The following is a 12,548-nucleotide window of genomic DNA, read 5'->3' on the forward strand; positions in this document are numbered from 1 at the left end:
AAAAATGCATTTTTTTTTGTTTAGGTGCCAGGATATAAAAACAGAGATTAACCAGACAACAGGATAAACAGGCAAGCCATCGATACCGCGAAAAAGATCAGATCAGGGTCATATCTGAGGCAATTTACCTGTTTTTAACCAATGATTGTTGTTATTTTAGTCTTTTTCAATTGCATCATTATTACTTTTTAAAGTATCTTTGCAGGACTTTATGAATATGATCTCTTTCTTCGAAACCCCATCTGCCAAGATTTATGTCTTGCAAGTAAACCGGAGCCTTACACCAGCTGATATTTCAAAATTAAGTTGGCTGTTTGGAGGCGCAAAAGTTAAAACCGAAACTTCCTTAAGTGGTTTCTTTGTAGGCCCAAGGGCAGCAATGGTGACTCCATGGAGCACGAATGCGGTAGAGATAACCCAAAATATGGACCTTCATGGTATCGTTCGTATCGAGGAGTTTGAAACGGTAACTGCTGACGCTTCGGATTTTGATCACATGTTGTTTCAAAAATATGAAGGACTAGGTCAGGATGTATTTACCACTAACGTTCAGCCAGAATCAATCCTGGAAATCTCTGACATCGCTGCTTATAACAAGCAGGAAGGATTGTCATTGAGCGACGAAGAAGTAAATTACCTAAACCAGTTAGCTGAAAACCTTGGTCGTAAGTTAACCGATTCAGAAGTATTTGGTTTCTCTCAGGTAAACTCTGAGCACTGTCGCCATAAAATCTTCAACGGAAGATTTGTAATCGACGGAGAAGAAAAACCCTATTCTCTATTCAAAATGATTCGTCATACCTCAGAAGCACATCCTAACGGAATTGTTTCTGCTTATAAAGATAACGTTGCCTTCGTAAAAGGTCCGGTAGTACAGCAATTCGCTCCGAAAAGAGCAGATGTGCCTGATTATTACCAGGTAAAAGATTTTGAATCTGTAATTTCAATTAAAGCGGAAACGCATAACTTCCCGACTACAGTTGAGCCTTTTAATGGTGCAGCTACTGGTGCAGGTGGTGAAATCAGAGACAGACTGGCAGGCGGACAAGGTTCATTGCCTCTTGCAGGTACTGCAGTATATATGACTGCCTTGTCGAGATTAGAAGAAAACCGCCCATGGGAAGCTGGTGTTGACGAAAGAAAATGGTTGTACCAAACGCCAATGGATATCCTGATCAAAGCCTCTAACGGTGCTTCAGATTTTGGTAATAAATTCGGACAACCGCTAATCACCGGTTCTGTGCTTACTTTCGAGCATGAAGAAGAAGGTAGAAGATTAGGTTTCGATAAAGTGATCATGCTTGCAGGTGGCGTAGGCTACGGTAAAGCAGATCAGGCCTTAAAACATAAACCAGCTACAGGAGACAAAATTGTGATCCTTGGTGGTGAGAACTACCGTATTGGTATGGGTGGTGCTGCGGTATCTTCCGCAGATACCGGCGCATTAGGTTCGAGCATCGAGCTGAATGCCATCCAACGTTCTAACCCGGAAATGCAGAAAAGAGCGGCTAATACCGTTCGTGGTATGGTAGAAAGCGATGTTAACGCAATCGTTTCTATTCATGATCATGGAGCTGGTGGTCACTTAAACTGTCTTTCTGAATTAGTAGAAGAAACTGGTGGATTGATCGACCTGGATAAACTTCCGGTTGGAGATCCTACGCTTTCAGCTAAAGAAATCATCGGAAACGAGTCTCAGGAACGTATGGGATTGGTTATCGGCGCAGACAGCATCGATATTTTACATAAAATTGCAGACCGTGAACGTAGCCCAATGTATACCGTTGGTGAAGTGACCGGTGATCACCGTTTTACTTTCGCTTCTAAAGCTACTGGCTTAAAACCAATGGATCTGGAATTGAAAGACATGTTTGGCAGCTCGCCAAAGGTGGTGATGGAAGATAAAACTATCGACAGGAAATACGAACCTGTTACTTATGATATCAATAAATTAGATACCTACCTTGAGCAGGTATTACAATTGGAAGCTGTAGCGTCTAAAGACTGGTTAACAAATAAAGTTGACCGTTGTGTAGGTGGTAAAGTTGCCAAACAACAATGTGCTGGTCCATTACAATTGCCATTAAACAACTGTGGTGTAATGGCGCTGGATTATCAGGGAAAAGATGGTATCGCGACTTCAATTGGTCACGCACCAATCTCTGCTTTGATTGATCCTGCAGCGGGTAGCCGTAACGCTATTGCTGAGTCTCTTTCCAACATCGTTTGGGCACCGTTAAAAGATGGATTAGACAGCGTTTCGCTTTCTGCCAACTGGATGTGGGCTTGTAAAAACGAAGGTGAAGATGCCCGTTTATATGAAGCGGTTAAAGCATGTTCGGAATTTGCCATTGAACTAGGGGTTAACATTCCTACAGGTAAGGATTCCTTATCGATGAAACAGAAATACCCTGATGGAGAAGTAATCGCTCCGGGAACGGTGATCATTTCTGCCGGTGGTCATTGTGATGACATTACCGCAGTAGTAGAGCCTGTTCTTCAGAAAAACGGTGGTTCTATCTATTACATCAACCTTTCAAATGATACTTATAAATTAGGTGGATCTTCTTTCGCGCAGATCATGAACAAAATTGGTCATGAAACTCCGGATGTAACAGATGCTGCTCAGTTTAAAAACTCATTCAATACCGTTCAACAATTAATTAAAACTGGTAAAATCCAGGCAGGTCACGATATCGGTAGCGGTGGTTTAATCACTACGTTATTGGAACTTTGCTTTGCAGACAGAGACCTTGGTGCAGCCATCGATCTTTCTGAATTGAGTAATGATGACCTGATTAAAGTGTTGTTCGCAGAAAATATTGGTATCGTATTCCAGGCTGATCCATCTGTAGAAGGATTATTAGCAGAAGCTGGTGTTGCTTACCATAAAATTGGTATCGTGAAATCTGAGCCGGTATTAACGGTTAAGAATGCAACAAGCAGCCATAGCTTTGATATTGATCACCTACGTGATGTATGGTTCAAAACTTCTTACTTATTAGATCAGAAACAAGCTGGTCCGGTTAAAGCAAAGGAACGTTTTGACAACTACAAAAACCATGTATTAAACTATTCTTTCCCATTACAGTTTGATGGTAAAAAAACTTCTTTTGATGCTTCAAAACCAAGACCAAAAGCTGCGGTATTGAGAGAAAAAGGAAGTAACTCTGAGCGTGAATTGGCGAATGCCATGTACCTTGCAGGTTTCGACGTGAAAGATGTACACATGACAGATTTAATCTCCGGTCGTGAGACTTTAGAAGATATCCAGTTTATCGGTGCTGTTGGAGGTTTCTCTAACTCAGACGTATTGGGTTCTGCTAAAGGTTGGGCTGGTGCATTCTTATACAATGAGAAAGCAAGAGTAGCTTTAGAAAACTTCTTTAAACGTGAGGATACGCTTTCAGTAGGTATCTGTAACGGTTGTCAGTTGTTTGTGGAATTGGGATTGATCAATAAAGATCATGAAGAGAAACCTAAAATGCTGCACAATGACAGTCATAAACATGAGAGTATCTTTACTTCATTAACGATACAGGAAAACAACTCTGTTATGTTATCCAGCCTTGCCGGAAGTACATTAGGGGTTTGGGTTTCACATGGTGAAGGTAAGTTCCAATTGCCGTATGCAGAAGATCAGTATGGTATCGTAGCGAAATATGCTTATGAAAGCTATCCTGCTAATCCAAACGGTTCTGATTACAACACTGCAATGATGTGTGACAAATCAGGAAGACACTTAGTAATGATGCCACATATTGAACGTTCGTTGTTCCAATGGCATTGGGCTAATTATCCGAAAGGACGTAAAGACGAAGTATCTCCATGGATGGAAGCTTTTGTAAACGCCAGAGCATGGCTGGAAAGCAAATCTAAATAATATAAATAATCGCCTCCTGAATCAAATCGGGAGGCGATTTTTCGTTTATAAGGAACCTGATCGTTACTTTAGCAATGCTTAAAAAAGATCATTATGAAGAATGTCCTGCTCGCCAGTACCTCTACCTTATATGGAGAAGAATACCTTGATTACCTGTTGCCGGAACTTTCTGGCTTTTTTGCCGGTGTTTCCGAAATTGTATTTATTCCTTTCGCCCGTCCCGGAGGCATCAGTCATGATGACTATACCGAAAAGGTAAGGGAAACTTTTGCAACCATAGGGATTAAGGTGTGCGGATTGCATCGTTATTCTAATCCTGAAACCGCGATAGCCGAAGCCGAAGGTTTTTTTACAGGTGGTGGCAATACCTTTTTACTGGTACAACAGCTGCACAATTCAAACCTGATGGAAGTATTGAAGCAAAAGGTAGAAAGCGGGATTCCTTATCTGGGAACCAGCGCAGGTAGTAATATCGGTGGTCTCAATATGAAAAACACCAACGATATGCCGATTGTCTATCCTCCGGATTTTACTACGATGGGCTTAGTACCTTTTAATATCAACGCCCATTACCTGGATCCTGATCCTGCAAGTACGCATAACGGAGAGACCAGAGAAACGAGAATCAAAGAATTTCATGTATTTAACGATACGCCTGTTGTCGGATTGAGGGAAGGCAGCTGGGTACGTGTAAAAGATTCCCTAGTGACTACCGAAGGCAGTAAAAGTTCCAGGATATTTCTTGCCGGAATGGAGCCTTATGAGTTGGAATCAGGCTCGCAGTTGAAATTCTGATCACTGGACTGGTTATGAAAAAAACAAATTCTTATACTTTTTATCCACTCGGTGATTCAGCCATCGTGATTCAGTTTCGGGATCAGATCAGCGAAGCGATTCATCAGCAGGTGAGGGCAGTTGCTGCTTATCTTGATGAATTTTCATTCGAAGGATTCATAGAATATACTCCTGCTTTTACTTCTGTAACCATCTATTATCAACCCTGGGTTATCAGTTATCCGGAGATACACGATTTATTGGAGGAAATGTTGATCCAATTAATGGACGATCCGCCAATTCCTCCTGCAGCAGTTATTGAAATTCCGGTAGTTTATGGCGGAGATCGTGGCCCTGACCTGGAGTTTGTAGCGGCTCATAACCAGCTGAGCAGTTCAGAGGTCATTGCCATGCATACTGCCGCAACATACCTGGTTTATATGATTGGGTTTGCACCAGGTTTTCCATACCTGGGCGGCATGAATGAAAAAATTGCTGCGCCCAGAAAAGAACAGCCACGCGCAAAAATTGCTGCAGGGGCTGTAGGGATTGCAGGGCAGCAAACCGGGATTTACCCTATAGAGACACCCGGGGGCTGGCAGATCATCGGCCAAAGTCCGGTGTCATTATTCGACCTGAACCGTAAGGTGCCGGCGCTGCTAAAAGCAGGGGATCGGGTACGGTTTGTTGCCATTTCCGAAATAGAATTTATGAAAATAAGGAGGGAAAATGGGAATTAAGATACTTAAAGCAGGAATGCTGACTACCATACAAGACCCCGGCAGAATCGGATACCGCAAAGACGGGGTTTCCGTAAGCGGTGCGATGGACCAGGATGCGTTAAGATCAGGCAACTTATTACTGGGGAATAAAGCGGGCGAAGCCGGATTGGAATGTACTTTAACCGGCCCTCAGGTTCTTTTTGAAAGCGATGCCCTGATTGCTGTTACCGGTGCTGATTTATCGGCGGAAATTGACGGGCTTCCTGTTCCGTTATGGCGTCCTGTGGCTGTAGCTAAGGGGGCAGTGCTTTCTTTCGGACAAGCCATTAGGGGTTGTCGTACGTATTTAATGGTTCAGGGAGGTTTTGACCTGGCTCCCGTGTTGGGTAGTTCTTCCACATACCTGCGTGCAGGTTTTGGTGGTTTTGAGGGGCGAGCCTTAAAAAAGGGGGACCGGATTGCTTTTAAGTCGGATGTAGTTCATTTACCTGAGCGAATGAACTGGTCATTAAGTCCGGATTTCTATGCACCGGTTCATGAGCATACGATTCGGGTAATGAAGGGTCCTGAGTTTGAATTGTTTCAGGAAAAAAGTATTGCCGACTTATTTACCCGTCAATTTATCATCAGTAAAGCCGCCGATCGGATGGGTTACCGCCTGGAAGGTCCGGTGCTGCAATTGAAAACAGCTCAAGAAATGCTGTCTTCGGCAGTAGCCTTTGGAACAGTACAGGTGACTTCGAAAGGGAGTCCGATCGTCTTAATGGCCGATCATCAGACCACGGGGGGCTATCCGCGGATTTTACAGGTACTGAGTACGGACCTTGGGAAATTGGCACAACTCCGTTCCGGAGATGCAATCCAATTTGAACTCCTTACCCTGAAGCAAGCGCAAGCGCTTTTAATTGCGAGGGAGCAGGAAATGAATCAACTTAAACAAAGTTTAACTTTCAAATATATAAATCATGACTAAATCCTTTACTGTAGACCTGAATTGCGATATGGGGGAAGGTTTTGGCGCCTTTGATATTGGGAATGATGCCGCAATTATGCCTTTCGTTTCTGCCGTTAACATCGCTTGTGGTTTTCATGCAGGAGACCCATCAGTGATGAAAAAGACCGTCAAATTAGCAATCAGTCACGGTTTGGCCATTGGTGCGCATCCAGGGTTGCCTGATTTACAAGGCTTTGGAAGAAGAATAATGGCTATTTCGGCGGAAGAGGCTTACGATATGGTGGTTTATCAGGTAGGTGCTCTGGCTGCTTTTGTGAAAACTGAAGGTGGAACGATGCGGCATGTAAAGCCGCATGGAGCCTTATATAATATGGCGGCAAAGGATAAAGCGCTTGCTGAAGCCATCGCAACTGCAATTTACAGGATCGATCCGGCTTTGGTTTTATATGGCTTATCGGGTTCTGAATTGATCCTTGCCGGAGAAAAAATAGGTTTGTCTGTAGCCAATGAAGTGTTTTCCGACCGTACTTATCAGCATGATGGTACCTTGACGCCGAGGAATGAACTGAATGCTTTGATCACAGATCCGATGTTGGCCGTTGCCCGGGTGGTACAGATGATTAAAGAGGGGACTGTGCTTTCCGCACAGGGAACACTGCTGAAAATTCAGGCTGATACAGTCTGTATTCATGGGGATGGGAAAACTGCGGTCGCCTTTGCCGGACAGCTTCATGTGGCATTGAAAGGGGAAGGAATGCGCCTTGGCTTAGCTGATTTAGCTAAGGATACTAATGTAGCAGACAAATGAAATTTATAAAAAATCGAAGTGTCCTGATTGGGGCTGCATTCTTAATGGCAACCTCTGCTGTTGGGCCGGGTTTTTTAACCCAGACTACCTTTTTTACACAGTCGCTGGGCGCAAGTTTTGGCTTCGTGATCTTGCTTTCTATCATTATAGATATCGGGGTGCAACTCAATATATGGCGGGTAATTGCTGTATCCGGTAAAAGAGCGCAGGATATTGCAAATATGCTCTTGCCGGGATTAGGCGGTTTTATCTCTTTTCTAATTGTTCTGGGCGGACTGGCCTTTAATATTGGAAATATAGCGGGCGCTGGCCTTGGACTACAAGCTTTATTAGGGATTTCTGTGATTAAGGGATCGATCATTTCTGCAGCGCTGGCAGTGGCTATTTTTTTGGTTAGAGAAGCAGGGAAGGCGATGGATCGGTTTGCGCAGGTGATGGGCTTTGTGATGATTATGGCAATCATTTATATTGCAATAACTTCGGCGCCTCCAATAGGAGAAGCCGCATTGCGAACTATTGTGCCCTTAAATGTAGATTTTGTTAGCATTGTAACCTTGGTTGGTGGTACCGTAGGTGGGTATATTACTTTCGCCGGAGGGCACCGTTTGCTGGATGCAGGAGTTACAGGAAAAGCGGCATTACCTTCGGTAAATACGAGTGCAGTGATGGGGATTTCAGTGGCTTCACTGATCCGTGTATTTCTGTTTTTGGCCTCCTTAGGTGTCATCAGTAAGGGCCTGGCTATAGATGCATCGAATCCAACGGCTTCAGTTTTTCAATTGGCTGCAGGAGATTTGGGTTACCGTTTATTCGGATTGGTGATGTTCTCTGCTGCGGTAACTTCTGTGATCGGCTCAGCCTACACTTCGGTTTCTTTTATCAAATCTTTTAGTGCTAAAATCAGGGAAAAGGAACGCCTGGTGATTATTGGTTTCATTTTGATTTCAACAATTATCTTTGTGTTGATTGGGAAACCGGTTAAACTGCTAATCCTTGCAGGCGTGTTGAACGGATTTATTTTACCGGTTACCCTGGCAACCATTCTTTTCGCTGCTTATAAAAAAGAGATTGTAGGCGATTATAAGCACCCGGTTTGGCTCAGTATTTTTGGGGGATTGGTGGTGCTGATTGTAGGTGTGATGAGTGTAAAGGTTCTTTTTGATATGATTAGCGGGTAGCTGTTTTTTTAAACAGCAGCCCCTTTTTGCAATGCCCTTTGTATAAAACTCAATTGCTTCAATTTCTCTTCGGTTTCCGTCATGGCTTTCAGCAGGTTGTTTTCTGTGTCGGTGATGTCGGTTAAGATTTGGGTCATCAACTGCCATACCGGTTGCATTTTGAGAATCAATTCTTCTCCTTTAGCGGTCAGCTGGATCAGCCTTTTCCGTTCATCTTTCTTGTCTTTTTTGGAGCGGATCAGCTTTTGCTTTTCCAGTTCTTTCAGCAAACTGATGGTAGAGGGGTGGGTATAACCGATTTCCGTGGCCAATTCTACTACGCCCAGTGGCTGCTTGTGATGAAGCGTATAAATCACCGGAAACCATTTCGGTTCGAAATCAATTTCATAGGTATTGTAGAGTAGGGCACCGTCTTTCCGGAGTTGTTCACTCAAGCGCTGTAAGCGTGTAGAAAGGGCCAGGATACCAAGTTCGTCAATGACGCTCATTATTTTAGGGATAACTGATAAAATACGGAATCTCCACCCATCAAAGGGAATTGTGCGGGCAGGTCTGTTTTTTCCATTTTCCGGAAGCCATTTCGTTCATAAAAACGAAGCGCAGCCTGTAGCACTGGAACTGTTCCAAGGTAAAGATGATCAATTCCGTTGTTTTTACAATGTATCATCAGGTTTTCCAGTAAGTGTTGGGCAATACCAAACTCTTTTCCTCTGAATTCTTTTTTTACAAACATCTTCCGGAGTGCAACGGCATTGTCGCTGAATTTAATCATGGCAATCGTGCCCAGTAATTTGTCTTCTGCTTTTGCGCCCCAGAAGGCACCACCGTTTTTATAATAAATATTGTCTATGTCTAATAAATCCGGTTGGTCGCTTAACGTAATGGCTACGTTAAATTCTATTTGCTGAATCGGTAAGACCAGGTCAATTATTGCTGCCGCAGATTCATTTTTTATTTGCACTATCTGTACTTCCATCTGTTTCTTTTTATTGTACGGTTCAAAACTACGTAGTTGACTACATATATCCAAATCGATTATTATATTTTTACTTATCTTTGTATCCTTGTCAAATTATATGTCCTGTTTTGGTTATTGCAATGATTGTGAAGAAATCCACGAATTGCCTTCTGCGCTTGCTATCCCTCATTGTCATGCCCTGATGGCTCAACTTTCTACGCACAAAAGAATAGATTTTGATGTGCCGCCGGAAGCCGCTGATCCCCGTTTATCTACCGATATTTTATATACAAAGATGAGGGGACGTATGTTTGGGATTCTGGTTTGTGAAGATGAGCATGGGAAAGAGGTAATCCTTCGTGCGTTTTCTTCCCGCCACAACGGCGTTTGGAATGTTGCTGGTTGGGTACCGCCATTGGTAGATGAGCATGCTTTTGTAGCCACCGTAGAACGCGGAAACCTGGACATTCACCCTTTAACAGATTTAATCGATATGCTTCCAAAAGAGTCGAAAGCATGGTATTTGAAGCTGGCAGAAAGGAGGGTAGTCTCCCATGGGATTCTGGCAAAACTCAATGCACTTTATACCTTCCATAATTTTAACGGAGGAAAACGTACCCTGGAGCAGGCTTTTCAATTGAAAAAGGGGATTCCTGTTGGTACAGGAGATTGTTGCGCACCAAAATTGCTGGATTATGCCGCTACACATGGTTTGAAACCTTTAAGTATTGCTGAGTTTTTCTGGGGAAAAGAAACGGCATCCGGGCATCGGGTAGAAGGTGGCTTTTATGAATCCTGTGCTGAAAAGTGTCAGCCTATTCTTGGTTTTATGCTTTGCAGCGGGCAAAAGTAAACAAGTTGTTACCTGCTAATAGCTACCGGCTATAATTATTCGGTTGTTTTAACGTTGTTATAAATTATGTTTAACTTTGAACTTAATAAATGAAATCGGCTAACCGACAGCAATTTATATTGATCTTTTTTTATCAATGAAAAACAAACAACGCTCTTTCCTTCTCATTTCCGCAGTCATTATCTTATTTATTGGTTTTCTATTTCGAAATTCAGTCGTTCAGCGGGGTCAGCAATCTACCCTTGTTTCCAGTCTTAATGAGTTAGAAGATAACAGCTTAAGGATTTCTAAGCTGGATACCATCACTTTGGGTTTACAAACTGCTGAAAATAATTTCAGAATGTATACCACCTTATGGGATACCACTTATTATAGAAAATATACAAAAGATATTGTCTTGATTTCCAGTTTGCTAAAAGACCTTACGGTAGCTGATAACAGCGATATTTCCGGGGATATTGAGGGGGATCTGAAGAATAAAAGAGGGCAGATGGCTTTATATGGTGAGCTAAAGAAACTCACAGACTCTCTGAATAACATCAATGTAGGGTTGGAGTTGTTAAAAATCACCGGAAATAAACCAACACTCAAGATCTATCCGGCAGCAGTACTGAAGAAAGTCACGCAAGTGGAGGAATCTGTTGCAGCACCAGCTGTACCTAAACAGAAACTATTTAGAAGGCTGAAGAATGCCATTGTAAATAAAGCAGCGCCAAAGGATTCTATCAGGCGATTGAAAACAGAGGTTTCCTATGAACAAACGGCTTCAGATGTAGAGGCTTACAATAAAAAACAACTACAAAATATTGAAAACTTCTATGTCAATCTTCTGGATGACCTGAAGAATAACCGCAAAGTTTTAACTAAAAAGGAAGAAGAGATTCTGAAGTTAAATGAAAACATTTTTCAAAATATTAAACGCTTATTCCAGGAGTTTAGAAACAAAGAAGGGATCAAAGCAGAACTGAAAAAAGTTATTTTAAAAAGCAGGGCCAATAGCTCTCTGGACGCAATAGGAAGATCCAGACAGATCAACTTTTGGATCAGCGTACTTTCTTACCTTTCCATCATTCTGTTGATGTGGAAGCTTTACAGGGCTTATGATAAGACTTTAAGGGCCAATCAACTGGCAGCAGAGCAGGTAGTGATCAAGTCCAGGTTCTTTACGAGTATCAGTCATGAGATGAGAACACCGCTGAACGCGATCATAGGGGTGTCTGAGCAATTAAAATCTACTCCTTTAAATGAAGACCAGCAGCAGATGTCTAAGCTCCTGGACAATTCTTCTTCCATGTTATTATCGGCTGTAAATGAGGTGCTGGACTTTTCAAGATTGGAAACCGGAAAGCTGTCCCTCGCAAAAACACCTTTCCGTTATAAAAAGATTTTATCGGATATCGCTGCTACTGCAAGAATTCTTGCAGATGAAAAAGACCTGACCTTAGCGTTGGTGATGGACGATTCTCCGGATTTATTGCTGGATGGTGATCCTTACCGACTGAAACAGATGGTGATGAACCTGATCGCAAATGCGATAAAATTTACAGATAAGGGGGAAGTGAGTATTTCCCTGAGCATTAAAAAAGCAGACGAAAAACAGATTACTTTGCTCATTAAAGTAAAGGATACCGGTATCGGTATTTCTGCGGAAAACCTGCCTTTGATTTTCAATGAGTTTTCACAAGTGATCAATTCTAACCGTAGCGACTGGCAAAAGGGCTCCGGACTTGGGTTGGCGATTAGCAAGAAACTCGTGGAAATGCATAAAGGAAAAATCTCTGTAGAGAGTACCCTGGGGAAAGGCTCGACTTTTACACTGGAAATCCCTTACGCTATCGCCGAAAAAGATAGTGAAGAAATGGACGGACAAAAGCCTGCCGTAATCAATAGCGACCGGTTTAAAAAACTCCATTTATTGGTGGTTGATGATTCTGATATGAATTTGCTGGTGATCAAAATGATCTTTAAGAAGATCGGAATTAGCTTTGATACGGCACACAACGGACAAGAGGCCCTGAACTTCCTGGAATCTAACAGGTATGATATGGTGCTGACAGACATTCAGATGCCTGAAATGGATGGAATTGAGTTGACGAAGAGAATTCGTGCATTGGAGGATGAACAGAAATCTCAGTTACCTGTCATTGCGATCACCGGACAAATTACCAGCGATTCGCACGAACGGTACCTTTCTGCCGGCTTGAATGATTATATCGTGAAGCCTTTTACAGAGTCCGAATTGATGGAGAAAATATTGGATTACCTTAAATAATAAGAAAACGGGCTGCCAAGGTGGCCTCTCTTTGTAAATTACGCAATCGTTTGCAATGCTTAATGCAAACGATTGTGTGCCTTCCCGTAGTTTTTTAACAGGTTTTTTTGGTTAATATTTTCTTACAATTGTATCAGGACATTCC

At 42.5% G+C, this 12,548-nt stretch carries 10 protein-coding genes; 8 read left to right on the forward strand and 2 right to left on the reverse strand.

The features are described 5' to 3' along the window. The first annotated feature begins 217 nt into the window (after window positions 1-217). The 6 genes from purL (at window position 218) to OQX61_RS10040 (ending at window position 8,320) form a co-directional block, all read left to right on the forward strand. A complete protein-coding gene (gene purL, locus OQX61_RS10015; protein ID WP_265841644.1) occupies window positions 218-3,883 on the forward strand; it encodes a phosphoribosylformylglycinamidine synthase in 3,666 nt (1,221 codons plus the stop codon). Between the two features lie 93 nt (window positions 3,884-3,976). Next, a complete protein-coding gene (pepE, locus tag OQX61_RS10020) occupies window positions 3,977-4,678 on the forward strand; it encodes a dipeptidase PepE (RefSeq protein WP_265841517.1) in 702 nt (233 codons plus the stop codon). A 14-nt stretch (window positions 4,679-4,692) separates the two neighbouring features. After that, complete coding sequence (gene pxpB / locus OQX61_RS10025) at window positions 4,693-5,397, forward strand: 5-oxoprolinase subunit PxpB (protein ID WP_265841518.1); 705 nt, start codon at window positions 4,693-4,695, stop codon at window positions 5,395-5,397. Then, a complete protein-coding gene (locus tag OQX61_RS10030; protein WP_265841519.1) occupies window positions 5,387-6,352 on the forward strand; it encodes a biotin-dependent carboxyltransferase family protein in 966 nt (321 codons plus the stop codon). The genes pxpB and OQX61_RS10030 overlap by 11 nt, the downstream gene beginning before the upstream one ends. Continuing rightward, window positions 6,345-7,142: a 5-oxoprolinase subunit PxpA gene (locus OQX61_RS10035; RefSeq protein ID WP_265841520.1), complete on the forward strand. Its 798-nt coding sequence runs from the start codon at window positions 6,345-6,347 to the stop codon at window positions 7,140-7,142. Before OQX61_RS10030 ends, OQX61_RS10035 begins: the two co-directional genes overlap by 8 nt. Continuing rightward, entirely contained in the window at window positions 7,139-8,320 is a 1,182-nt protein-coding gene (locus OQX61_RS10040) for an NRAMP family divalent metal transporter (protein WP_265841521.1), read from the forward strand. The genes OQX61_RS10035 and OQX61_RS10040 overlap by 4 nt, the downstream gene beginning before the upstream one ends. A gap of 8 nt (window positions 8,321-8,328) precedes the next feature. Here the strand turns inward: OQX61_RS10040 and OQX61_RS10045 are convergent, their stop codons facing one another. Next, a complete protein-coding gene (locus OQX61_RS10045; RefSeq protein WP_265841522.1) occupies window positions 8,329-8,808 on the reverse strand; it encodes a MarR family transcriptional regulator in 480 nt (159 codons plus the stop codon). Further along, on the reverse strand, window positions 8,808-9,296 hold the full coding sequence (locus tag OQX61_RS10050) for a GNAT family N-acetyltransferase (protein WP_265841523.1): 489 nt from the start codon (window positions 9,294-9,296) through the stop codon (window positions 8,808-8,810). The genes OQX61_RS10045 and OQX61_RS10050 overlap by 1 nt, the downstream gene beginning before the upstream one ends. A gap of 100 nt (window positions 9,297-9,396) precedes the next feature. Between OQX61_RS10050 and OQX61_RS10055 the strand changes: the two genes are divergently transcribed. Both OQX61_RS10055 and OQX61_RS10060 read left to right on the forward strand, forming a co-directional pair. Further along, entirely contained in the window at window positions 9,397-10,131 is a 735-nt protein-coding gene (locus OQX61_RS10055; protein WP_265841524.1) for a hypothetical protein, read from the forward strand. Between the two features lie 136 nt (window positions 10,132-10,267). Further along, complete coding sequence (locus tag OQX61_RS10060) at window positions 10,268-12,403, forward strand: ATP-binding protein (protein WP_265841525.1); 2,136 nt, start codon at window positions 10,268-10,270, stop codon at window positions 12,401-12,403. Window positions 12,404-12,548: the final 145 nt, after the last annotated feature.

Source organism: Pedobacter sp. PLR (assembly GCF_026239675.1).
Lineage (GTDB): Bacteria > Bacteroidota > Bacteroidia > Sphingobacteriales > Sphingobacteriaceae > Pedobacter.